The 22,724-nt window shown below is 70.6% G+C and carries 18 protein-coding genes; 9 read left to right on the forward strand and 9 right to left on the reverse strand.

Annotation, left to right across the window (positions count from 1 at the left end):
* The first annotated feature begins 135 nt into the window (after positions 1 to 135).
* The 4 genes from ACFVBH_RS14770 to ACFVBH_RS14785 all read left to right on the forward strand — a co-directional run bounded on the left by ACFVBH_RS14770 (position 136) and on the right by ACFVBH_RS14785 (position 4,259).
* The gene (locus ACFVBH_RS14770; protein WP_354991200.1) at positions 136 to 906 is read left to right on the forward strand and encodes a deoxyribonuclease IV; all 771 of its coding nucleotides are present in this window, start codon (positions 136 to 138) and stop codon (positions 904 to 906) included.
* A gap of 142 nt (positions 907 to 1,048) precedes the next feature.
* Positions 1,049 to 1,984 (forward strand): TauD/TfdA dioxygenase family protein, encoded by a 936-nt coding sequence (locus tag ACFVBH_RS14775; RefSeq protein WP_379002072.1) that lies wholly within the window; start codon positions 1,049 to 1,051, stop codon positions 1,982 to 1,984.
* Between the two features lie 137 nt (positions 1,985 to 2,121).
* Positions 2,122 to 3,333: a CaiB/BaiF CoA transferase family protein gene (locus ACFVBH_RS14780; RefSeq protein WP_379002073.1), complete on the forward strand. Its 1,212-nt coding sequence runs from the start codon at positions 2,122 to 2,124 to the stop codon at positions 3,331 to 3,333.
* Positions 3,333 to 4,259 carry a hydroxymethylglutaryl-CoA lyase gene (locus ACFVBH_RS14785; protein ID WP_354991205.1) on the forward strand — a complete coding sequence of 309 codons (927 nt, stop codon included), beginning with the start codon at positions 3,333 to 3,335 and terminating at the stop codon, positions 4,257 to 4,259. Before ACFVBH_RS14780 ends, ACFVBH_RS14785 begins: the two co-directional genes overlap by 1 nt.
* 191 nt (positions 4,260 to 4,450) lie before the next feature.
* Here ACFVBH_RS14785 and ACFVBH_RS14790 read toward each other — a convergent pair whose 3' ends face one another.
* Positions 4,451 to 4,708, reverse strand: a complete 258-nt coding sequence (locus ACFVBH_RS14790; RefSeq protein WP_354991197.1) for a hypothetical protein — start codon at positions 4,706 to 4,708, stop codon at positions 4,451 to 4,453.
* Between the two features lie 302 nt (positions 4,709 to 5,010).
* Here ACFVBH_RS14790 and ACFVBH_RS14795 point away from each other — a divergent pair, with 302 nt between their 5' ends.
* Complete coding sequence (locus ACFVBH_RS14795; protein WP_379002074.1) at positions 5,011 to 5,550, forward strand: hypothetical protein; 540 nt, start codon at positions 5,011 to 5,013, stop codon at positions 5,548 to 5,550.
* Between the two features lie 95 nt (positions 5,551 to 5,645).
* Here ACFVBH_RS14795 and ACFVBH_RS14800 read toward each other — a convergent pair whose 3' ends face one another.
* From ACFVBH_RS14800 to ACFVBH_RS14810, 3 genes are all read right to left on the reverse strand, one after another.
* On the reverse strand, positions 5,646 to 6,893 hold the full coding sequence (locus ACFVBH_RS14800) for a hypothetical protein (RefSeq protein ID WP_379002076.1): 1,248 nt from the start codon (positions 6,891 to 6,893) through the stop codon (positions 5,646 to 5,648).
* A 314-nt stretch (positions 6,894 to 7,207) separates the two neighbouring features.
* Positions 7,208 to 8,335, reverse strand: a complete 1,128-nt coding sequence (locus ACFVBH_RS14805) for an acyl-CoA dehydrogenase family protein (RefSeq protein ID WP_379002077.1) — start codon at positions 8,333 to 8,335, stop codon at positions 7,208 to 7,210.
* A 9-nt stretch (positions 8,336 to 8,344) separates the two neighbouring features.
* Entirely contained in the window at positions 8,345 to 9,514 is a 1,170-nt protein-coding gene (locus tag ACFVBH_RS14810; protein WP_354991193.1) for an acyl-CoA dehydrogenase family protein, read from the reverse strand.
* A 212-nt stretch (positions 9,515 to 9,726) separates the two neighbouring features.
* Between ACFVBH_RS14810 and ACFVBH_RS14815 the strand changes: the two genes are divergently transcribed.
* Positions 9,727 to 10,521 carry a hypothetical protein gene (locus ACFVBH_RS14815; protein WP_354991192.1) on the forward strand — a complete coding sequence of 265 codons (795 nt, stop codon included), beginning with the start codon at positions 9,727 to 9,729 and terminating at the stop codon, positions 10,519 to 10,521.
* A gap of 197 nt (positions 10,522 to 10,718) precedes the next feature.
* Here the strand turns inward: ACFVBH_RS14815 and ACFVBH_RS14820 are convergent, their stop codons facing one another.
* Complete coding sequence (locus ACFVBH_RS14820) at positions 10,719 to 12,518, reverse strand: DEAD/DEAH box helicase (RefSeq protein ID WP_354988887.1); 1,800 nt, start codon at positions 12,516 to 12,518, stop codon at positions 10,719 to 10,721.
* Positions 12,519 to 12,721: 203 nt separating this feature from the next.
* Between ACFVBH_RS14820 and ACFVBH_RS14825 the strand changes: the two genes are divergently transcribed.
* Entirely contained in the window at positions 12,722 to 13,594 is an 873-nt protein-coding gene (locus ACFVBH_RS14825) for a carbon-nitrogen hydrolase family protein (RefSeq protein ID WP_379002788.1), read from the forward strand.
* A gap of 253 nt (positions 13,595 to 13,847) precedes the next feature.
* Complete coding sequence (locus tag ACFVBH_RS14830; protein ID WP_379002080.1) at positions 13,848 to 14,480, forward strand: phosphoribosyltransferase; 633 nt, start codon at positions 13,848 to 13,850, stop codon at positions 14,478 to 14,480.
* A gap of 223 nt (positions 14,481 to 14,703) precedes the next feature.
* Here the strand turns inward: ACFVBH_RS14830 and ACFVBH_RS14835 are convergent, their stop codons facing one another.
* Together ACFVBH_RS14835 and ACFVBH_RS14840 are read right to left on the reverse strand one after the other, a co-directional pair.
* Positions 14,704 to 15,231, reverse strand: a complete 528-nt coding sequence (locus ACFVBH_RS14835) for a gamma carbonic anhydrase family protein (protein ID WP_379002081.1) — start codon at positions 15,229 to 15,231, stop codon at positions 14,704 to 14,706.
* A 454-nt stretch (positions 15,232 to 15,685) separates the two neighbouring features.
* Positions 15,686 to 16,456 carry an alpha/beta hydrolase gene (locus ACFVBH_RS14840; RefSeq protein ID WP_379002082.1) on the reverse strand — a complete coding sequence of 257 codons (771 nt, stop codon included), beginning with the start codon at positions 16,454 to 16,456 and terminating at the stop codon, positions 15,686 to 15,688.
* 234 nt (positions 16,457 to 16,690) lie between these two features.
* On the opposite strand from ACFVBH_RS14840, the gene ACFVBH_RS14845 reads away from it, so the two are divergent.
* On the forward strand, positions 16,691 to 20,584 hold the full coding sequence (locus ACFVBH_RS14845; RefSeq protein ID WP_379002083.1) for an AAA domain-containing protein: 3,894 nt from the start codon (positions 16,691 to 16,693) through the stop codon (positions 20,582 to 20,584).
* Positions 20,585 to 20,646: 62 nt separating this feature from the next.
* Here the strand turns inward: ACFVBH_RS14845 and ACFVBH_RS14850 are convergent, their stop codons facing one another.
* Positions 20,647 to 21,819, reverse strand: a complete 1,173-nt coding sequence (locus ACFVBH_RS14850; protein WP_354988882.1) for an amino acid deaminase/aldolase — start codon at positions 21,817 to 21,819, stop codon at positions 20,647 to 20,649.
* 66 nt (positions 21,820 to 21,885) lie between these two features.
* A complete protein-coding gene (locus tag ACFVBH_RS14855; protein WP_354988881.1) occupies positions 21,886 to 22,323 on the reverse strand; it encodes a TetR family transcriptional regulator in 438 nt (145 codons plus the stop codon).
* Positions 22,324 to 22,724: the final 401 nt, after the last annotated feature.

Consider the following 22,724-nt stretch of genomic DNA (forward strand, 5'->3'; position numbering starts at 1 on the left):
TGCTGAATCACCCCGTCGATCCGAGATCGGCAACACGGTCCTAACGAACTATCTCCCCCGGCAGCGAAAGCGCAACAACCGTGACCGCCGTCTCCCGGTGCAGGGCTGTCGGAGGCTACCGATAGCCTGTACCACATGCGCATAGGAGCACATGTTCGGACCGAAGGCGATCCCATCGGATTCGGGGAGAAGCTGGGCGCCGACGTCATCCAGATGTTCGTGGTGGATCCGCAGAGCTGGGACAAACCCCAGCCGCATCCACTGGCCGCGGAGATCAAGGCCAGCCCGATCGACGTGGTGGTGCACTCCAGCTACCAGATCAACGTGGCCAGCCTGAACAACCGGCTGCGCATGCCCTCGCGCAACGCGGTGGCGGCGCAGGCCAAGGCTGCGGCCGAGCTCGGCGCGTTCGGCCTGGTCGTGCACGGCGGGCACGTGCGCAAGGACGAGGAGATGCTCGAAGGAATCCTGAACTGGCGCAAGCTCTTCGAACGCCAGCAGGACAAGGGCGGGTTCGACGTGCCCATCCTCATCGAGAACACCGCCGGCGGAAATCACGCCATGGCCCGGCATTTCGACGACATCGCCCGGTTGTGGGACGCCGTGGGCGATTTCGGGGCCGGTTTCTGCCTGGACACCTGCCACGCCTGGGCCGGCGGCGAAGAACTGCTCGGCATCGTGGAGCGCGTCAAGGCCATCACCGGCCGCATCGACCTGGTGCACCTGAACTCCTCGCGCGACGCCTTCGACTCCGGCGCGGACCGGCACGCCAATCTCGCCGACGGCACCATCGACGCGCAACTGCTGGTCGAGGTGTGCCGGGCCGTGGACGCGCCGATCGTGCTGGAGACCCCGTCCGAGGGCGTGGCCGACGACCTGGCCTTCCTGCGGGAACAGGTCGGCTGAGCCCGATCACCGCGTGCGCGGCGGGCCTACCGGTTCTTCGGTCCGGTCGCCGCGCTTTCGATCCGGCTGCGCCTAATCCTGTTTCGCGCGGGGCCTCGATGGTGTGCTCGTACACAGCATCCGATCGAGCGAAAGGCCCTGTATGTCCGTCGATTACGCCACCGCCACCGCCACCGTGGTGAAGCTCGGCAGCAAGATAGGCGCTCGTATCGACGGGGTGCGCCTGGGCGCGGACCTGTCCCCCGAGACGGTCGAGCTCATCCAGTCGGCGCTGGCCGAGCACAAGGTGATCTTCTTCCGCGGCCAGGATCATCTGACCGAGGACGGGCAGTACGAGTTCGCCGAGTTGCTGGGCTCCCCCACCACCCCGCACCCGACCGTCACCTCCAAGGGCGTGAAGTCGCTGCCCATCGACTCCGAGTACGGCCGGGCCAACAGCTGGCACACCGACGTCAGCTTCGTGGACCGCATTCCGAAGGCGTCCATCCTGCGCGCGGTGCACCTGCCCTCCTACGGCGGCTCCACCACCTGGGCCTCCACCGTGGCCGCCTACGAGGCACTGCCCGAACCGCTCAAGGTGCTGGTGGAGAACCTGCGCGCCCGGCACACCAATGTCTACGACTACGCCGCCGACCGCAGCGACACCGCCGCGGCGAACGCGAACGGCAAGGCGTACCGCGAGGAGTTCGAGTCCGACTACTACGAGACCGAGCACCCCGTGGTGCGCGTGCACCCGGTCACCGGTGAGCGCGCCCTGCTGCTCGGCCACTTCGTGAAGAACTTCGTCGGCCTGTCCGCCGCCGAGTCCCAGGCCCTGTTCCAGCTGCTGCAGAACCGGGTCATCAAGCTGGAGAACACCACCCGCTGGAACTGGCAGGACGGCGACGTCGCCATCTGGGACAACCGGGCCACCCAGCACTACGCCATCGACGACTACGACGGCGAGCCCCGCCGCCTGACCCGCATCACCCTCGCGGGCGATGTCCCGGTCGACGTGCACGGCGAGCCCAGCACCATCATCAGCGGCAACGCCGAGCACTACTCCATCATCGAGCAGGTCTCCCCGCGCGCGGCCTGAAACGAGCCTGCCCCGAGTGTGATGTTCTTGCGCACATCACAATCGGAGCGGGAGAAAGGCCGGGAACGGCGGCCCCAACCAGCCGTCGCCCCGGCCTTTCGCTCGTCCGGGAACGGCGGCAAATAGACTCGTCCCCCATGGAGATTCGGCCGCTCGACGGGGTGCGGGTTCTGGAACTGGGCAATTACGTGGCCGCGCCGACGGCGGGGCGGATTCTCGGGGATTTCGGGGCGGAGGTCATCAAGGTCGAGCGCCCCAAAACCGGTGACGAGCTGCGCAATTGGCGACTCTACGGCGGCGACACCTCCATGCTGTACCGGACGGTGAACCGCAACAAGAAGTCCATCACCCTGGACCTGCGCACCGAGGCGGGGCGCGCGGTCGTGCTCGGGCTCATCGAGAAATGCGATGTGCTGCTGGAGAACTTCCGGCCCGGCATGCTGGAGAAATGGGGCCTGGGGCCCGAGGTGCTCAACGCCGCCAATCCGAAGCTGGTCATCACCCGCATCTCCGCGTACGGGCAGACCGGACCGCTCGCCCAGCGCCCGGGCTTCGCCGCGGTCGCCGAGGCGGTCGGCGGACTGCGCGAACTCGTCGGCGATCCGGATCGGCCGCCGGTACGGGTGGGCGTGTCCATCGGCGACTCCATCGCCGGCATCTACGCCGCCTTCGGCACGGTGATGGCGCTGTTCCAGCGCGAGCGCGCGGACGCGACGGTTCCGCTGGCGCAGCGCGTGATCGACGTGGCGTTGAACGAGTCCATTCTGTCGGTCATGGAATCGCTGGTGCCGGACTACCTCGCGTACGGCATCAACCGCGAGCGGGTCGGCGGGCGCATGGAGGGCATCGCGCCCAGCAACGCCTACCCGTGCAGCGACGGCAACAGCATCATCATCGGTGGCAACGGCGACGCCATCTTCCAGCGCTACATGCAGGTCATCGAACGGCCCGATCTCGCGGCCGATCCGGAATTGCAGGACAACGCGGGCCGGTGGCGCAATCGCGATCGGCTGGACGCCTCGATCGCGGAATGGACCCGCACCCGCACCCCGGCGCAGGCGCTCGAGGTGCTCGAGGCGGCCGCCATTCCCTGCGGACCCATCTACACCGCCGCCGATATCGTGGCCGACGAACAATACCGGGCGCGCAATATGATTCAGGATTTCGCGGTGGACGTGGGTGAGCCCGAACCGAAACAGGTCGGTTTCACCGGCATCGTCCCGGTCATCGGCGAGCGGTCGTTGCCCATTCGCAACGTCGGACCGGACCTGGGTGCGCACACCCGCGAGGTGCTCGCGGGACTATTGGGCATGTCCGACAGCGAGATCGACGCCCTGGAGGCACTGTGATGGAAGCGATCCTGCGCGATGTGACCCTGCGCGACGGCCTGCAGCTCACCGGAAAGACACTGCCGGTCGCGCGCAAGGCCGAGATCGTGCGCCGGCTGCTGGCGCTGGGCGTTCCGGAATTGGAGATCGGCTCCATGGCGCGCCCGGATCTGGTGCCGCCCATGGCCAATACGCTCGAGCTGGTCGCCGCGCTCACGCCCGAGGAATTGGCGCGCTGCTGGGTGTGGGTGGCCACGCCGCGTCATGTGGAGAAGGCCGCGGCGGCGGGCGTGCGCAATTTCCAGTACTGCTTCTCGGTCTCGGACGCGCACAACAAAGCCAATATCGGGCGCAGCACCGAGGACAGCCTGGCGGCCATGCCGGACGCGGTCGCCATCGCCCGGGAGGCGGGCGGGCGCATTCAGCTGTGCCTGGCAACGGCTTTCACCTGCCCGTTCGACGGGCCGGTCGATCCCCGCCGGGTCCTGGCCATCGCCGGGGACCAGCGCGCGGCGGGCTCGGCGGACATCGTCATCGCCGACACCCTGGGGCAGGCGTATCCCGCGCAGGTCTCGGCACTGATCGCCGCGGTGGCCGCGCCCGGGCGCTGGGGTACGGCCAACCGCCGCATCGTGTTCCACGGCCACGACACGTGGGGCATGGGCGTGGCGAACTCGCTGGCGGCCATCGCGGCCGGTGCGGCCGTGGTGGACGGCTCGCTCGGCGGGCTCGGCGGCTGCCCGTTCGCGCCCGGGGCGTCCGGCAACACCGCCAGCGAGGATCTGCTCTTCGCCACGCGGCCGGAATGGTTCACGCCCGAATCGCTCGCGGGACTGGTGCCGATATCCGAACAGTTGCTGGCCGAACTCGGCGAACCGAATCGCTCCCGGACGGCCGAAGGCAGTCGCTCCGAAGCGGCGGCATTCGACTGGGTTATTCGCGGGTAGCGCCAATATCGACGAAACCGGGGACTATCACGGATGAATCCATGAAAATGGTAGCCAGTTATTAGCTGAATTCGCGCAGAATAAATGCGCCGAGTTCTTTCATGGATTCATTTCGCGAGTTTCACTCGACGGGTTTCACTCGGACGGAGGGACTCGATCGACTCCGGGGTCCGTGTGCCGCCCGGGGAGAGTCAGTTGCCGTCGGTGGGCGCGTTGTCCGCGCGTAGTTTGAGCAGGACCAATCCTGCGGTGCAGGCCAGTATCAGGCCCGCGACGGTGATTTCCACATGTAGGCCCGCTATCCCGAGGATCGCGCCGACCACTCCGCCCAGGAAGAACAGCCAGGCGGCGGCACGGGCCAGGATTGCCGACGGTCTCGACGGTCTGTCCACCGCCGGTTCCCCGGGCCGCGCGTTGGCGCGCAGCGGGGATGTCGAGAATGCACCCATCATCCACTCCTAGATGACGCCCACCGGTTCGGCGAATCTTCGGCGCGTCTCTCGGCTAATTTCGGGCGTCTCACGTGTAACTTTGGACACACATTACGGCTCGGCAACGAATTGTCCATGCGACACGTGCTCGCAACACGCAGAGTTTATTAATCCGATATCTGAATCACTGCTGTTTGAGATATTGTCGTAGCCTTCCGGAACAACGCCGTAGTCGTACAAATCGGACCAAGCACCCGCCTGGCCCCGAGTCATCACCTCCGTTATGGTGAGCCCACTCGAGACAATCAGGAGTGCCACAAATGGACGGCAGCAACGCCCGCGCGGACGAGCGCGGCGACACCACACCGCGGAGGCCGCTCCCCCGGCCCGTGGCCGGTGCCGCCGCAGCCGTCGGCGTGGTTTCGCTGGGTCTGGTGCTTCTCGGCGCCTGCGGCCTCGGCCGCCAGGACGTCTATGTGCCGCCCCCGGCCCTGAACGCGGATCTGCAAGCCGCGCCGGAGATTACGAAGCCGGGCGAGAGCACGACGCCCGGGGTTCTGATCCCGCCCTCGCCGACCTGGCGGGTGGCCTCGGACCAGCCGCCCCGGCGCACGCTGCCGCCGTCGGTCACCATCGATCCCGATGACCCGGACTACCCGGGGGATCGGACCGACCGGCCGAGCACCACCACCCGCACCACCCGGCCGACCACCCCGCGCACCACCACCTCGCGGCCGCCGGTGACCACCACCGAGCGCCCGGTGACGACCGAACGACCGGTCACCACGACCGAGGTCACCACCACCGCGCCGGCCACGACCACCGAACGGCCCACCGCCACCGACGATTCCGACGAGTGAGGGGCGCGGCCGAACAGGTTCGGCCGCCCGGATTCCGCGGCGGCGGGCGCTGCCGCGCACCTCACCGGTCCGGGCAGCCCGCCGCGGCACGGGCGCTACCAGTCGCCATCGGTGACGGGCTTGCCCTTCGGATCGCCGAGGTGGTGCACCTGCCCGGGAACCGGGTCCTGCCACGGCTCATGGTCCGCGCCCAGCCACTCGCCGACCGGGGCCACGGTGGACAGTTCGGTGACGGGCGCGAGATCTGTTGCGTCGGAGTCGAAGTAGTCGAACCACGGCAGGCCCGCCTCGGTGTACGCCTGCCGGTTCACCGGTGAGGGCGGCGGCGCTTCGCCGGTGATGCGCTGCCAGTCCGGCGGCGTCACCAGGTGCACGAAGACACGGCCGGAACGCGTTGTCGCCCACGACTCGAGCGCGCGATCGTCGGCGTAGATCTCCTGGTGCATGGTGCCGCCGACGCCCAGGCCCATGGCCTTGGCGGACTTTCCCGCCGCCGAACGGGCGGGCGGCGCGCCGGGGGCGGACCCCGGGGGCGGTGGCGCCGAGCCGTAACCCGCGCCCTGCGCTGGGGGCGCCGGGTACGCGCCGAAGGAACCGGTGTTGCCCGCGGGATCGCCCCACTGCGGTGCGGGCCCGCCGTACCCGCCGCCCGGCGCCGGCGGCGGGCCACCGGGCGGCGGCGCACCGTAACCACCGGAGCCACCGGCGTATCCACCGGCCCACGGCGGCGGTTTCTCGCCGTAGCCGCCGTCGAACGGGCTGCCGAGCGTCTGTGGGCCGTCACCGCGGCCGGCTTCCCGTGCGCGCTGGGCCTTGCGCCACTGCGCCAGTTCGATCTCGTTCAATCCGAAGTGCTGCAGCTGGATTCCGCCCCAGACCTCCTCCCCGGTGACCTGACCCTCCACCGTCGCGCCCAATCCCAAAGGCACCGCGACGAATTGGCGGATGGTGCCCGCACCGGAGTTGATGCCGTCCAGCCAGGGCTGGCGGGGTAGCACCACGTAGTTCTGCGGGTCGCGCCCGAGCCGATCGCTCCACGGCTTGCCCGAGACCGCGCACACCTTGCCCACCCCGATCTGCAGGGCCGCCGGCTCCTGCGCGGAGAACGAGAGCCACATGGCCTCGCGCAGGTACATGGGCAGCATGACGCCGCCGCGTTTCGCCCATTCGTCGGGCACCGTGTCCGCGTAGTCGGCCACCCGCCGCACCGGGAAATCCCCGATGCCCGGCGGCAGCGCGTGCGTCCCCGTCTCCGGCAGCCGCAGCGTGCGAATGAATCGCACCCGCACACCCCCCGCCAAAACCAGCGTATTCCCGTCCAGCCGAACAGTTTCCTCTCCCATGACCGCACCCTACGCGCGCGAGAGAACCCGCCCCCACCACTTTTCGCGTTCCGCGGATCGACCCGCGCGCCCGGCCACGCGCGTGTCCCCCGCCCCGGCCGCGAACACACGCCCAGCGGGACATCACACGGCTAACCGTGCGCACTGAACCGCGCCGGGCGCGGCCCACTGGAACGCGGTCCGGTGGAAGCGATCCGGAGCCCGCTCACGTCCTGCCTCGCGGCGGCGGAATGACTCCCGCGCAGGCGCATTCGTCGCGAAACGAACGCGCCCCGCTCCTGGAGAGAGCGGGGCGCGGGGACGGCGGGTTCGGGTCAGAACTCGACGAGGGTGTAATCGCCTACGTGGTCGGCGAGTTGGCGCAGGTGATCCAGGTCGCCGCCCAGGGTGCGGGCGATGCCGGTGAGGCGGGCCACGTAGTGGCTCACCGGGTACTCGGTGGTGATGCCGATGCCGCCGTGCATCTGGATCGCCTCCTGGCCGATGTGGCGGGCCGAGCGGCCCACCTGCAGGCGGGCGCGGGCGGCGACGGCGGGATCGGTGACCTCGTCCACCAGGGCGGCCGTGGCGTACAGGCTCATACTGCGCGCCAACTCCAGGGAGACGTACATTTCGGCGGCCCGCTGACTCAGGGTCTGGAACTTGGACAGCGTGACGCCGAACTGCTTGCGGGTCTTGAGGTATTCGGTGGTGAGTCGCAGCGACTCCTCCATCGCGCCGAGCGATTCCGCGCACAGCGCGGCCTGCGCCTGGGCGGTCACCGTGGCCAGCGCGGCCGCGGCGTCGGCGTTGTCGCCGAGCAGTTCACCCGGGGTGGCGGTGAACTCGAGTTGCGCGCCGCGGCGCTCGTCGAAGGTGCGGAAGGGCTTGCGCACCACGCCCGTCGCGTCGGCGGCGACCAGGAACAGCCCGAGGCCGCCACCCGGCAGTTCGGCGCTGACCACGAACTCGTCGGCGCAATCCCCGTGCGGCACCGGGTTCTTCACCCCGGTCAGCACGTATCCGTCGCCCTGCGGCACCGCGATGGTGGCGAGTTCGGCGGCGGGCCAGCGGGTTCCGGGCTCGTCGTGGGCGAAGGCCAGCAGCTTCTCCCCCGCGACCAGCGCGGGCAGCACGCGCTGCCGCTGTGCCTCGGTGCCGGCGGCGGCGATCAGTCCGCCCGGGATCAGCACGGCGTCCAGGATCGGCTCGGGCGCCAGGCGGCGGCCGACCTCCTCCAGCACGACCATGGTCTCCACCGGCCCGGCGCCCACGCCGCCGTCCTCCTCGCTGAAAGCCAGGCCGAGCACGCCGAGTTCGGCGAGCTGGTTCCAGACCTCGCGGTTCCAGCCGAGTTCGGCGTCGGTGACCTTCAGGCGGGACTCCGGGTCGTAGGCGCGGGCGAGCAGATCGCGGACCGTGTCGCGCAGCATGACCTGTTCATCGGTGAGTTCGAAATCCATGGCGGCAGCTCACAATCCGAGGATGGTGGAGGCGATGATGGTGCGCTGCACCTCGCTGGAACCTCCGTAGATGGTTGTCTTGCGGTAGTTCAGGTAGCCGGGACCGGTGCGCTGCGCCCAGGCGGGCGAAGCGATGTCATCGGCCTGCACCGGCAGCGCGTCCGGGCCCGCGATGTCCAGCAGCAGCTCGGTGGCGGCCTGCTGGAGCTCGGAGCCACGCAGCTTGAGCACCGAGGACGCCGGATTCGGTTTGCCGTCGGTGGTATTGGAGACGACCCGCATCAGGGTCAGCTCCAGCGCCAGCAGCTCGTTCTCCAGCGCCGCCACGCGCGCGGCGAACACCGGATCCTCGAGCAGCGTGCCGCGTCCCGACCTGGTCTGGGCCGCATACTCCTTCGCGACCGCGAGTTTCACCTTGGTGCGGCCGACGCCGGTGATGCCGGTGCGCTCGTTGCCGAGCAGGAACTTGGCGTAGGTCCAGCCCATGTTCTCCTCGCCGACCAGCTGATCGGCCGGAACCCGGACGTTCTCGAAGAAGACCTCGTTGACCTCGTGGCCGCCGTCGATGAGCTTGATCGGCCGGACGGTCACGCCCGGCGACTTCACGTCGAACAGCAGCATCGAGATGCCCGCCTGCTTCTTCGCGGCCGGATCGGTGCGGACCAGGCAGAAGATCCAGTCCGCGTACTGCGCCAGCGTGGTCCAGATCTTCTGGCCGTTGACGATGTAGTCGTCGCCGTCGCGGACGGCGGTGGTGCGCAGCGAGGCCAGGTCCGACCCGGCATCGGGCTCGGAGAAGCCCTGGCACCACCAGATGTCGAGGTTGGCGGTCGGGGGCAGGAAGCGCGCCTTGAGCTCCTCCGAGCCGAACTGCGCGATGACCGGGCCGATCATCTGGGCGTTGAAGGTGAGCGGCTCGATGACCGAGGCCAGCTGCATCTCGTCTTCCCAGATGTGGCGCTGCATGGGCGTCCAGTCACGGCCGCCCCAGGCGACCGGCCACTTGGGGACCGCGTAGCCGTGTTCGTTGAGGATCCGATGCGTGGTGACGATGTCGTCCTTGGAGATCTCGCGCCCGTACTTCACGCGCTCGCGAATCTCCGCCGGGATCTTGGTCCGGTAGAACTCGCGCAGTTCGTCCCGGAATTTCACCTCGTCGGGTGACAGGGCAAGTTTCATCGCTTCTCCCAGCGTCGCTGTCGTTTCAAGGTCAAACTTACCCCTCGGTAATACTCGGCGTGTCGGCTGGATCACACCCGGTGGCCGCCTCGGCAGACGCGATTGCGGGGCAGCTGGTACGTTGCCGGGGAGATCCGGTGCGCCGGTGCCGCTTCCGAGCGCAGAGCCGCCGATCGTCCCACCGGTATCCCCAGTTCGCAGGAGAAGTACGAGTGAACGGCAGAACTCTTCCCGGGCGTGCCGCCTCGGTCACCGCCCTCGCCGCCGCCGCGGTCCTGTGCGCGGCGGGCACGGCCGCCGCCGACGCGGAGAAATCGCCGGTCGAGACCGCGATCGAGCAGCTCACCACCGCCGCGGGCGACAACGCCGAGGCCCGCGCCGCGGTCACCACCGTGAGCAAGGGCGCCCAGCTGGTCGCGGCCGCCAGGCTCGGCGACATCGGCTTCCGGCCGTTCGGGTACACCGCGCCCACCATCGGCTGCGGGCACAACCTGCCCTTCACCATGACCGCCGCCTCGGCGACCCCCGGCATGGTGAACGGCCCCGAACTCGGCCTCGCCGGTCCGCCCGGCACCCTGCGCTTCCAGGCCACCCCCGCGCATTCGGGGATGCCGCTGGCCTCGGGCCTGAGCGTGGCGTGGCTCAATGTCGGCAACGGCCGCAGCGGCATCAGCCCGCTGGCCGACGTGACCGAATACAACCTCCCGGCCCTGGCGACAACCGTGGACTCCGGCCCGGGCACCGTCGTGGCCTCGCTCTGGGGGACGATCGACTACCCCGCGGCCCGCTGCGTGGTGCTGCCGACGGTCGGGCTGTTCACCGTGGCCGAGCTGCCGAAGACGGACGGTCAGCCCTCGACCGGCTCGGGTGGTTCCAGCGACAGCGGCTCGAGCGGCTCCGGCGACGCGCCCGCACCGGCCGACGCCGCGCCCGCCGACCCGGGCGCTCCCGCACCGGCCGCGCCCGCACCCGCCGCGCCGGCCCCGGCGGCCCCGGCCGCGAGCTAGTCGCACACGGGATCCGCCCGGACCGCCGGCCACCGGACCCCGATCGGCTCTGCCTCACAATCACTTTCGTGCCCGGACTCGCCGAGTCCGGGCACGACCGTTCGGTTCGCCGGTGCCCGCCCCTCGAAACGAGCTCGCGCCCAGGCTTTTCGGCCTGGGCGCGAGTTTTCGTGCGAGCTGCGCTGTGCGGGAACCGCTCAGGTGCGGGGCTTGCGCTTGTGGTCCTGGCGCTTGAAGTCGCGGTCCGCGGGGCGGCGGGGGGCGCGGCTCATCGAGCGCTGGCCGGGGGCGCCGGAATCGAGCTCCAGCTGAATGAGCTGACCGCTGATGCGGGTGCGGCTCAGCGCGTTCAGGGTCTCCTGCGACAGGTCCGCGGGCAGCTCGACCAGGCTGTGGTCCGGGCGAATGCTGATGTGGCCGAAGTCGCTCCGGCGTAGCCCGCCCTCGTTGGCGATGGCGCCGACGATCGCGCCGGGGGCGACCTTGTGCCGCTTGCCGACCGCGATGCGGTAGGTCGCCAGCTCCGCGCCGGTGTTGCGGTGCAGCGAGGGGCCGCCCTCGCGCGGGCGGCGCTCACGGTCGCCCGCGAAGGAGCGCTCGGGACGCTCGCGGCGCTCGCGCACCACGGGCTCCGGGTCGGGCTCCATGAAGAAGTTGTTGCCGTCGTACGAGCCGACCGCCAGCGCCGCGGCGATGTCCACCAGCGGAATGTTGTGCTCGCGCTCGTAGTCCTCGATGAGCTTGCGGAACAGCGGCAGATTCGCCGACGCGAGGTTCTCGGTGATGGTGTCGCCGAACTTGGTGACGCGCTGCGCGTTCACGTCGTCCACGCTGGGCAGCTGCATCTCGGTCAGCGGCTGGCGGGTCGCGCGCTCGATGGCGTCGAGCAGGCGGCGCTCGCGCGGGGCGACGAACAGCAGGGCGTCACCGCTGCGGCCCGCGCGGCCGGTGCGGCCGATGCGGTGCACGTAGGACTCGGTGTCGTGCGGGATGTCGTAGTTCACCACGTGCGAGATGCGCTCGACGTCCAGGCCGCGGGCGGCGACGTCGGTGGCGACCAGGATGTCGAGCTGGCCGTTCTTGAGCTGACCGATGGTCCGCTCACGCTGGGCCTGCGCGATGTCGCCGTTGATGGCCGCGGCGGAATAGCCACGCGCGCGCAGCTTTTCGGCCAGCTCCTCGGTGGCCTGCTTGGTGCGCACGAAGATGATCATGGCCTCGAAGGACTCGACCTCGAGGATGCGGGTCAGCGCGTCCAGCTTGCGCTGGTACGACACCGACACCCAGCGCTGGGTGATGTTCGTGTTGGTGGAGGTCTTGGTCTTGACCGTGATCTCCACCGGGTCGTGCAGGTACTGCTTGGCGATCTTGCGGATCACCGGCGGCATGGTCGCCGAGAACAGCGCGACCTGCTTCGTTTCGGGCGTGTCGCGCAGAATGCGCTCGACGTCGTCCTGGAAGCCCATCTTGAGCATCTCGTCGGCCTCGTCGAGGACCAGGTACTGCAGCTGGGTCAGATCCAGCGTGCCGCGCTCCAGATGGTCGATGACGCGACCGGGCGTGCCGACCACGACGTGCGCGCCGCGGCGCAGGCCGGACAGCTGCACGGCGTAGTTCTGGCCGCCGTAGATCGGCAGCACGTTCAGACCCGGAATGTGGGTGGAGTACCGGCCGAAGGCCTCCGCCACCTGGATCGCGAGCTCACGGGTCGGTGCGAGCACCAGCGCGCGCGGGGCCTTGCCGGTGACTTCCAGACCCATGAGGATCGGGATGGCGAAGGCGGCAGTCTTGCCGGTACCGGTCTGCGCGAGACCCACCACGTCCGAGCCCGCCAGCAGCGGCGGAATCGTCGCAGCCTGAATCGGCGACGGCGATTCGTAGCCGACATCGGCGATGGCCCGCAGGACGCGGTCATCGATACCGAGATCAGCGAAGGACGGGCCGTTCGCGTCCCTCTCGTCGTCAGTGGGAACGCTGTCGGCCGGTGAGGTACTCATTGACCAGCAGTTTACTGCCTTACCCTGGTCGCCCCGACCATCGGGTGAATAGGCTGGAAGTCGTGCAACCGGACAACCCGCCCGCATCTGCGGCAACGCCCCCCGTTCTGTCGGCATCCGGGCTGGGTCACGCCGAACCCGCGCCCGTCCGCAACTACGTCACCGGCGCGGTCACGACCGCCGAATCCGCCAGCTCAGAGGCGATGAGCGCGCTCGCGCACGAACCGGCGGCGCAGGCGGCGGCTCCCGTCGGAGTGTCGCCCGCGGGCGCGGTGGACATCGCCGTGGTGCAATTCGCGCCCGGCGCCGACACCGTGGCCAATCTCACCGCGTTGCGGGCCGAGGTGCGGGCGGCCAGTGAACTCGGGGCGAAGGTCGTCATCGCACCCGAGTACTCGATGTACGCGGTGACGCGGCTGGACGAACGGGTGGTCAAGGCGGCTGAACCGCTCACAGGTCCGTTCGTGAACGGATTGCGCGGCATCGCAGCCGAATTCGGGGTGCACCTGGTGGCCGGCGTGGTGGAGGCGCCCGGCGGCGATCAGCCCGCGGACCGCATCTACAACACGCTGGTCGCGGCGACCCCGAACGCCGAATTCGCCGCCGTCTACCGCAAGGTGCACCTGTACGACGCGTTCGGTTTCCAGGAGTCCGAGCTGGTGCTGCCCGGCCCGCTCGACCCGCCGCAGACCTTCACCGTCGACGGGGTCGTGTTCGGGATGCAGACCTGCTTCGATCTGCGGTTCCCCGAGGGCATCCGGCGCATCGCGGACGCCGGGGCCCACGTGCTGGTGCTGCCCGCGCAATGGATCCCCGGCCCCGGCAAGGTCGATCAGTGGACGACGCTGCTGCGGGCGCGGGCCATCGAGAACACCATGTACGTGGCCGCTTCGGACCAGGCCGCCCCGCGCGGCTCGGGCGCGTCCATGATCATCGCCCCCTCCGGCGCGGTACTGGCCGAGCTCGGCGATCAACCCGGCATCGCGACCGCCCGCGTGGACCTGGACCAGCTCCGCGAGGTGCGCGCCACGAATCCGAGTCTGGCCCTGCGCCGCTTCGGAATTCGCGAGGAGTAGGCCACCCGCACGGGGGGGTGTTCACGCGCAGGCGAGAATCCGCCTCTGCCCGGTTGGCGCCCGCCAGAGCTATACCGGCCGGCGACCGTCACACGGCCGAGGTGTCGTGCGGACGGGGTCGTCGTGGGGCCGGCAAGCTCGTCGGGCGGCAAGGCTTGCCGCCGGCGAGGTGCCGCTGGTTCCTGCGCGCGGGACGGGCGCGGCGTCCGAGGGCCGAGCCGAGGGGCGGCCTGCGCAACTAGACTGGGCGGCAATGACCTATCCGGATCGGGGGACCGCCGGGCGGGCACTGGGCGGGGTGCTCGTGCGGTTGCGCACGGCGGATCCGCTGCTGCTGGGGTTGCCGCGCGGCGGGGTGCCGGTGGCGGCGGCCATGCGGCGCATCATCGGCGGAGATCTGGACGTGCTGCTGGTGCGCAAGCTCGGGGTGCCGTGGCAGCCGGAACTGGCGGTGGGCGCGATCGGCGAGGACGGGACGCGGGTGCTCAACCCCGACGTCATGCGCCTCACCGGCGTGACGCCCGAGCAGATCGCCGAGGTCGAGCTGCTCGAACGCCGGGAACTGGAACGCCGTCGGCGCGTATTGCGCGCGACCCCGCCGATCCCGCTGAAGGACCGCACGGTGGTGATCGTCGACGACGGCATGGCCACCGGCGCGACGGTCGCGGTCGCCTGCGAGGTCGCCCGCCTGCACGAGCCCCGCCACCTGCTGGTGGCGGTCCCGGTCTCGTCCTGGGAAGCGCTGCAACGCATTCGGCTGCTCGCCGACGAGGTGGTCTGCCCCCTGGTCCCCCGCCAACTCGGCGGCGTGGGCGGGGTCTACGACGATTTCCACCAGCTGACCGATGACGAGGTCGTCGCCCTGCTCCACCCGCCGGAGGCGTGAGGCCCTGTCGCGGCACGATGTCGCCCGGGTGCGGTTCGAGCACGGTGGGCGGGCAGTCGCGCCGGGCGACGGCGCGCCCGGTCGGCACGGCGCGCGGGTGCCACCGCGCGAGGCATCGGGTGCTCGGCCATAACGCCCGGTAGGTATGGCGTGCGTGGGGCATCCGTCACCGTGACGATGTGTCGGTGGAGGTGGAGCGGCCGGATGTGGGTGGGGGACGGGGTTATTCGACCTCGGTCAGGCCGGTGCGGTGGCGTTGGGCCAGGTCGGCGTAGTAGGAGGGGTTGATCTTGACCCACATTTCGGCCTGGGTGCCCGCTATGGGGCGTTTCACCTCGGCGGGCGCGCCGGCTGCGAGGACGCCGTCGGGAATCTCCTGGCCGGGCTGGACCAGGGAGTGGGCGGCGATCATCGTGCCGCTGCCGATCCTGGCGCCGTCCAGCACCGTGCTGGCGTTGCCCACAATCGATTCCGCGCCCAGCGTCGCGCCGTGGAACACGACCGCGTGGGCGAGCGTCGCGCCCGGGCCGATCTCCACCGTCACCTCCGGCGGCACGTGGATCACCGCGTTGTCCTGCACGTTCGCCCGCTCACGAATGATGATGGGCGCGAGGTCGGCGCGCAGCACCGCCCCGTACCAGATCGAGGCCCCCGCCTCGACCCGGACGTCGCCGATGAGCGTGGCCGTGGGCGCGATGAAGGCCGTCGGGTCGACCGTGGGCCGCTTGCCTTCGAATTCATAGAGTGGCACGCCTGCCAACGTAAACCCTTGCCCCGGCGAACGGTTCGGGACGAGGTACGCCGCGCCGCGAATCCGGATTCGGCGGCAGCGTGCCCTGAGCGTCATGTACGGTCCCCGCCGCTCACGATGGCGCGCACCCTCCTCGGCGAATCCGCGACCACGGTCGGCCGTTCACCGGCGTGCCGGCGCGGACCGCTCGAGGTGCGGATGCCGACCCCGCGGGGTCTATTGTTCCGGCGAATCCGGTCCAGCTGACCGCAGAGCGCGTCGGCCCACCTCAACCCCGAGAGCTCCTGCGCGTCGAGCGCGGCCGGGCCGGGCAGTCACCGTCTGCGCCGGGCGAGCCGCAGCCGGTACACCGGATCCGCGCCCCGGGATTCGGCTCGGGCCGACCAACTCTCGGACCGGCGCTCCGGTCGGTCTCGCGATCACACGCTCGCCGGTGCCGGGGCGGTTCCAAGTCTCACCGGGCGAGTTCTTCGATCCAGGTGACGATGTCGGAGGCGACCTCCGTGTGAACCGGCTCGTGCAGGAGGTCGTGTCCCGCGTCCCGGTACTCGCGGTAGTCGGCGCGCGGTTGGTGGCGCACCCAGGCGCGGACGACATCGACCGGTGCACGGCGGTCATCAGTGCCGTGTACCACCAGGGTCGGAAGTGTCCCCGGGAGTTGGGGTTCCGGGCCGGGACCGGCGGGGGCGACGTGCGCGGCACGGGGATCGGCTGCCGCCGGAGTGGATCGGGCCGACTGCGCGCCGCGGTTGCCGGCCGAGGGAGCGGTCCGGGCCGCGGGGGCGGTGCGGGTGGAGACCGGCGGAGCGCCGCGCAGGATGGTTTTCGGGGTCCCGCAGAGGATCAGAGCGGAAACCGGCGGAGGGGTCGCGGCGGGCGGGACCAGGGCGGGGCACGCGCCGATCAGGGCGAGGGCGGTGGCCGCGCCGAGGGAGTGGCCCATCAGGATCAGGGGGGTTGGCCGGATCTGCGCGAGGAAAGTCTGTGCGTCTCTCGACAATTCGGGCAGGGTGCCGGGGTGCCGGGCATCGCCCTCGCTGAGGCCGTGGCCCGCGGTGTCCAGGGTCCACAGGTCGATGTGCGCGGCGTTCAGGACGCGGGCGAAGCGGTGATAGTGCCCGCTGTGCTGGCCGATTCCGGGCAGCAGGGCCACGCTCGCCACGGCGTCGGGGGCGGGCCAGTGGCGGTGGTGCAGCCGCCCGCGCGGGCCATCGAAGAACGGCATCCGGCGATTGTCGCAAATGCCGGGACAGCCGGATTCAGCCACCTGACCGGGGCGGCGCGCGGGTGTGCGCGCGCTCGGTAATGCCGGGCGACACGCCGAAACGGGCTGTAGGGTTCTCCGCGTCCGGCCGGGCCGGCAGCACGCATCCGGTCATTACGCTGTGGCGCGACCCGGCACGCACAGGCGCGTGCGCGGGGACGCGGGTGTCGGCGCAAAGGCACAGGAGGGCCGCGATTGATTCTGTTCGGTGATCGTGTCGTGTGCAGCACCTCGGATCTGGTGTCAGCGGCGCGTTGTGAGTTCGCGCTGTTGCGCGCCCTCGACGCCGAACTGGGACTGGTGCCGAGAATCGGCGACCCGGCCGCCAGAACGCGCGTCGAGGACCCCGCGGTGGCCGACCGGCTCGCCGATCTCCGGGATCGGTTCGGCGCGAGCGTGGTCCGCGTCCACTGTCCCGAACACGGCGACGCCGCGCCCGCCACGGCGAACCTGATCGCCGCGCACGACCGCACCCTGGCGGCCCTGCGCACCGGAGCCGACGTCGTCGCCGGCGCCGTGCTGTTCGACGGCTCGTTCGTGACCCGCTGCGATTTCCTGCTGCGCGACACCGCGTCCGGCGATCCGGGCTACCTGCCCGCGGCCGTCGCCGCCACCGCCGACCGCATGACCGCGCTGCTGCGCCTGGCCGCCACCGCGCAGGCGTTGCGCGACATCGGTTTCCGGCCGCGCGCGCACGCGCGCCTCTGGCTGGACGGCGCGCCGGTGAGCGCCGCGCTGACCGAGATCGCCCTCGTGCACGCCGCCCGCCGCCGCCGGCTCGACCTGATCCTGGACACCAAGCTCGGCGAACTGCTCCCCGTGCAGTGGGGCGACCGCCGCTTCCTGGCCTGCGGCCGCTGCCGCGTCTGCACGGCCGAACTCCACGCCCAGCGCGATCTGTGGCTGGTCGCCGGCATGCGCGCCACCACCCACGCCCAGCTCCGCGACGCCGGCATCACCACCGTCGAGCGCCTGGCCGCCGCCGACGCCACCGTCACCGGCGTCCCCGCCCCCACCTTCACCGCCCTGCGCCGCCAGGCCGAACTCCAGCTCCACCGCGAGCGCAGCGCCCACCCCACCCACGCCCTGCTCTCCGCCGCCGCCCTGGCCGCCCTCCCCCATCCCACCCCGGGCGATCTGTTCGTGACCGTCACCCCGGCGGTCGGCGACACCGATGGATGGCCCGCTCGCGGCGTGCGCCACCCGGTCGAGAGCGAGCCCGTCCCCGGCGATCTCATCGTTCGCGTCTGCTCCGTGGCCGCGCCCGGTTACGCCGGGATGGACCGGGCGGCCGCGGGTGACGGTGACGCCTATTCGGTGAGCGCCCGGACAGCACACGCCGCGCGGCAAGGTGCGGGCAACCGGGTCTTCGAGCTGCTCGCGGGCGGCGGGACCGGCGGGCCGAGTACGCCATTCGACTACTCGGGTCCGCACGCCGGTGCGGGCGCGCTGGCGACGGCCGCGCTCCACCCGGTGATGCTCGCGGCGGGGACTCCTCCGGTCGCCTTGCGCACCTTCGTGATTCGGCCCGACGCCGACAACACCCACGCGTCCGGCGATGACGGCCGGGCACTGCTCGAATTCGTCGAAGAGTGTCAGAGCCGGCATCCGGATCTGCGAATCCACCACTACCGCACCGAGCTACGGCCGCTGCTGAGCGAACTGGGCGAACGGTGGCCCGAGGGCGAGGACACGGTCTCGGAGTTGCTGCCCGCGGTGGTGGACCTGTACCCGATCGTGCGATCGGCGATGATCGTCGGCGAGCGCTCGTACGACCTGCGCGAGCTGCCGCCCAATCGCGCGGCACACGCCCGATCCCGCTCCGGCGAAACGGATCTCGCGCACTCGAGCGGCACGAATCTCGTGCACCCGGCCGACGCGGATCTTGTACACCCGGCCGACGCGAATTCCGCACACCAGACCGGCACGAATCTCGCACACCAGACCGACGCGAATCCCGTACACGCGAGCGGCATGAATCTCGCACACCCGAGCGGCGTGGATCTCATACACCTGAGCGGCACGAATCTCACCGTCCCCAACGGCGCGGATCACCGGGGAGCGGGCCGGGGTCGCCCCACCGACGGCGAACCCCTCGGGCACTCGACCGCGAGAGTGCCGGGCGGCGCGATCGCCGGGTCCCACGACGACCCCGAAGCCGTACTCCGGCTGCGGGATTGGCTGCTCGAACTGGCCGCCGAGCACGGGGTGCTGCCCGCCCGGCGCATGTCCTACGACTACTGGGAGAGCGGACCGGACGAGGTCGAGGCCGCGCTGCGGGAGTTCGCCGACAGCGAGTGCCCGGAGCGACGTGACATCGCACAGGTCGCGGCCGCGTATACCGCTGCCGCACTGGGCTATCACCGGCGCGAGCGGCGGCCGCTGCGCTGGGCGCACGAGGACCGGCTCGATCACCCGGTGGACGAATGGGCCGAGACGCCCGGGGTGCTGATCGCCGATTCGGGCACCGTCGACACCGACTGGCACGGCACCGGGCAGCAGCCGCTGCGCCGCTACCTCACCCTCACCGGGCGGCTCGGCACCGGCAACCCGCCGCCGCCCGGCACCCCGGTACTGACCGTCTACGACCGGCCCGCGCCCGGCATGCGCACCGCGCCCGGCCGCCGCGCCACCGCGTACGCCACGGTCCTGGGCTGCGCGCCGGCCGCCAATTTCGAGGACGTGGTGCGGGTGGTGGAACTGCTGCCCGAGGACTGTGCGCCGTACGCCGAACTCCCGGCGGCCATCGCGCCCCGCCCGCCCGGCCGGGACGAGCATCTGGAGGAGGTGCTCGAGGACGTCGCGCACCAGCTGCTGGTGGCCCTGCCCGAGGTGCCGGAGAACGCGGTCTTCGACCTGCTGTGCCGGCGCGCACCGCGGCTGCGCGACGGCGCGGCGCTGCCGGAGGTGTTCGGTGATCACGCGTCCGCGGTCACCGCCGCCGTTCTCGAACTCGACGATTCCTACGTCGCGGTGCAGGGCCCGCCCGGCACCGGCAAGACCGACACCGTCGCGCGCGTGCTGGAAAGACTCGTCACCCGGTACCGATGGCGCGTGGGGGTCATGGCGCGCGCGCATCCGGTGGTGGAGCACGTGCTGGACGCCGTTGTGCGCGAAGGCATTCTGCCCGAACTGGTCGGCAAGACCGACGCGCTGTCGGTGGCCTCGGAGTGGCTGCACATCGAGGCCGCGCACTACACCCGATTCCTGGACAACGCGGTCAACGGCTGCGTGGTGGGCGGGCTGACCCGCGATTACACCGAGCCCGGGCGCATTCCACGCGATCGCCTGGATCTGCTGGTCATCGTCGACGCGGGCCGGATACCGCTGGCCGAGGCGGTCGCCGTGGCGGCTGGCGCCCGAAACCTGCTGCTGGTCGGGGATCTCGCGCCGGCCGCCGGGCACGGCAGGCACCCCGAACCGGTCGACGAATCGGTGCTCGGGCGCGTGGTGGGACCGCACCGCACCCTGCCCGCCGCCTACGGCTACTTCCTGGACCGCACCTGGCGCATGCATCCGCGCATGTCCGGCCCGGTGTCCCGGCTGCGCTACGACAATCGGCTGCGGTCGAACGAAACCGTCACTCTGGCAAGGGAACTCGACGGCGTGGCCCCGGGCGTGCGCACGATCACCGTCGAACATCACGGCAACAGCACCGAATCCGCCGAGGAGGCGCGCGAGATCGTGCGCCAGGTGCGCACCCTGATCGGGCTGCCGTGGCAGACCGCGACGGGCACCCGCCGCCTGCACCCGCACGACATCCTGGTGGTCGCGCCGTATCACGCGCAGGTCGCGCGGATCCGAACCCTGCTGTCCCGCGCCAGAATCGAGGACGTCCTGGTCGGCACGGCCGATCATTTCCAGGGCCGCGAGGCGGCGGTGGTCCTGGTCTCGATGACCACCTCCGCTCCCGGCGACGCGCCCTACGGCGTCGGCGCGCTGGTCTCGCGGCACTGGGTCACCGGCGCGATCTCCCGGGCCATGTGGGCGGCGATCATCGTGCGCTCACCGCTGCTGACCGAATTCCTGCCCGCCACCGAGGCCGGGCTCTCCGACCTGGCCGCGGTGCTCCAGGTGGACGGGATGTGACGGGGTTTCGGCAGCGGACCGCTACCGTTCCCGTCGCGGAACCGGAGATCCCGCGGCGGCGACTAGCCGAAGCACTGCCCCTCGCCGCGATAGGTCGGGACGGTGACGCGCTCACCGTCGGTGACGAGCTGCACCGCGGTGAAGCGCTCGCACAGCTCGCCCGCCTTGGCGTGCCGGAACCAGACGCGGTCGCCGATGGCGAGGTCCTCGGCGCCGGTGAGCGGGGTCTGCACCTCACCCGCGCCCTCGGTGCCGATCAGCCCCAGGCCCAAGGGCCACACCGGTTTCGGCACCCGCGAGGCCCCGGTCGGACCGGAGGCGATGTAGCCGCCGGAGTAGGCGGTGGCCATGCCCTCGGCCGGATGGCGCAGCACCGGCAGGGCGAAGTACATCGCCGGGCGGGGAGCGAGGTTGCGGTAGCCGTCGAACAGGGTCGGCAGGTACAGACCCGACCCGGCGGTCACCTCGGTGACGCCGGGTTCCTGAATGCTGACCTCGATGGAACCGGTGCCGCCGCTGTTCACGATCTCGAGCTCGCCGACCTCGGCGCGGACCGCGTCCAGCACCCGGCGGCGACGGCGCAGGATCTCCATGGCGGAGAGCTTCTTCACCACGCGCACAGCGGGATTGGTGTCGGGCAACCCGGCGATCTGGGCCTCGTAGGTCATGACGCCGACCACCCGGAAACCGCGCCGCTTCGCGGCGGCCGCCACCCGCGCCACGTCCTCGGGTTCGCGCAGCGGCGAGCGGCGCACGCCCAGGTGCAGCGGCCCGATGCGCAGGGACGCGTCCACGTCCAGACAGATTCGAGGACCGGGCTTGTCACCGATGACGGCGCGCACGAAGTCGAGCTGATCGAGATCGTCGATCATGAGCGTGATGGCGTCCAGCAGCACCGGGTCGGCGGCGAGTTCGCGCAGTGCGCCCCGATCGACGCTGGGGTAACCGAGCAGGATGTCCCGCGCGCCCTGGCGGGCGAGCCAAATGGCTTCGGCCAGCGAATATCCCATGATTCCGGCGAAGCCGCCGGAGCGGGTGAGGTCGCTGCCGAGCACCTCTTCGAGCACGGCGCGGCAGCGCACGGACTTGCTGGCCACGCGAATCGGCACCCCGCGCGCCCGGCGCACCAGATCGGCGGCGTTGGCCCGCAGCGCGGTCATGTCGACGGCGGCGAGCGGCGGGTCGAGGTCCTCGGTGGCCGCGTGCAGCCCCGTGATCGGAGACGGTTGGGTCACCGCTTCATTCGATCACGAAACTGGTCATGCGTCCAGTATCTCGGTGGGATTCTTACCGGGCTCCGATCAGAGGTCGACGGCCTTGGTCGACATGTAGGACACCAGATCGTCGAGCACGACCAGGGCCGTCTCGTCGTCGCAATCGGAGAGCCAGCGCAGCACCATGCCCTGGATGACGGCCACCAGGTAGGCCGCGACCGCCTCGACCGGCTCGAGCCACTGCGTGCCCGAGCGCTGGGCGCACAGCTCGAGGAAATCGGTCACCGCCGCGTCCATGTTCTGGAACATGGCCGAGGCGACCGGGTCCGGCACACAGACCGACCGGCCGCCCTCCCAGCGCTGGCGCAGGATGGCCAGCGTGGCCTCGTACGACTGGATCTGCCGGTCGGGGCTGGACTTCAGGATCGGCCACAGCGTGCTGATCCCGGCGTGCAGCAGCACCCGCAGCGCACGATTACCACTGAAGTCGAGCGACGCGGCAGCTTTCTCGATGGCCTCGGTCATAGCAGGACGAAGTCCGACCTGGGTGATTTCTCCACTAGCGCTCAACGACGACTCCCTATGGCGAAAAGAACTCGCGCACCTCGCCTGCGCGGCTGCCTCAACGGGTGATAGATCAGCATTGATCCCGAGCTGCACCTCGGTGGACCCGTTCAACAGGTATCGATGCTACGTCGTTTTCTGGGTTCGCGACCAGCTTTGATAGCCGATTTCGTACCGGAAGATTGTTTTGTTACCTAATCGGGACGCGCCCGCGATCGAATGGGAATGGCCGAAATTCCCGGATCGCCCGGTAAACCAGGCATTAGTACCGCTAGGTATTTTACGGACACCACTTCCCCGGAAGATAGCCACTGTGGGTCAGGGCACAGTGACGCACCGGCGCAACGCGCCGGTCACCACCT

The organism is Nocardia sp. NPDC057668 (genome assembly GCF_042799795.1).
Taxonomy (GTDB): domain Bacteria; phylum Actinomycetota; class Actinomycetes; order Mycobacteriales; family Mycobacteriaceae; genus Nocardia.

Bases quoted from the DNA above. Each gene is read 5' to 3' on its own strand.
- ACFVBH_RS14790 (WP_354991197.1), bottom strand. From the start codon at position 4,708: ATGGGTGCATTCTCGACATCCCCGCTGCGCGCCAACGCGCGGCCCGGG.
- ACFVBH_RS14825 (WP_379002788.1), top strand. From the start codon at position 12,722: ATGAGCGCGCTCGCGCACGAACCGGCGGCGCAGGCGGCGGCTCCCGTC.
- ACFVBH_RS14785 (WP_354991205.1), top strand. From the start codon at position 3,333: ATGGAAGCGATCCTGCGCGATGTGACCCTGCGCGACGGCCTGCAGCTC.
- ACFVBH_RS14810 (WP_354991193.1), bottom strand. From the start codon at position 9,514: ATGAAACTTGCCCTGTCACCCGACGAGGTGAAATTCCGGGACGAACTG.
- ACFVBH_RS14770 (WP_354991200.1), top strand. From the start codon at position 136: ATGCGCATAGGAGCACATGTTCGGACCGAAGGCGATCCCATCGGATTC.
- ACFVBH_RS14780 (WP_379002073.1), top strand. From the start codon at position 2,122: ATGGAGATTCGGCCGCTCGACGGGGTGCGGGTTCTGGAACTGGGCAAT.
- ACFVBH_RS14855 (WP_354988881.1), bottom strand. From the start codon at position 22,323: ATGACCGAGGCCATCGAGAAAGCTGCCGCGTCGCTCGACTTCAGTGGT.
- ACFVBH_RS14840 (WP_379002082.1), bottom strand. From the start codon at position 16,456: ATGCCGTTCTTCGATGGCCCGCGCGGGCGGCTGCACCACCGCCACTGG.
- ACFVBH_RS14820 (WP_354988887.1), bottom strand. From the start codon at position 12,518: ATGAGTACCTCACCGGCCGACAGCGTTCCCACTGACGACGAGAGGGAC.
- ACFVBH_RS14775 (WP_379002072.1), top strand. From the start codon at position 1,049: ATGTCCGTCGATTACGCCACCGCCACCGCCACCGTGGTGAAGCTCGGC.
- ACFVBH_RS14800 (WP_379002076.1), bottom strand. From the start codon at position 6,893: ATGGGAGAGGAAACTGTTCGGCTGGACGGGAATACGCTGGTTTTGGCG.
- ACFVBH_RS14805 (WP_379002077.1), bottom strand. From the start codon at position 8,335: ATGGATTTCGAACTCACCGATGAACAGGTCATGCTGCGCGACACGGTC.
- ACFVBH_RS14795 (WP_379002074.1), top strand. From the start codon at position 5,011: ATGGACGGCAGCAACGCCCGCGCGGACGAGCGCGGCGACACCACACCG.
- ACFVBH_RS14830 (WP_379002080.1), top strand. From the start codon at position 13,848: ATGACCTATCCGGATCGGGGGACCGCCGGGCGGGCACTGGGCGGGGTG.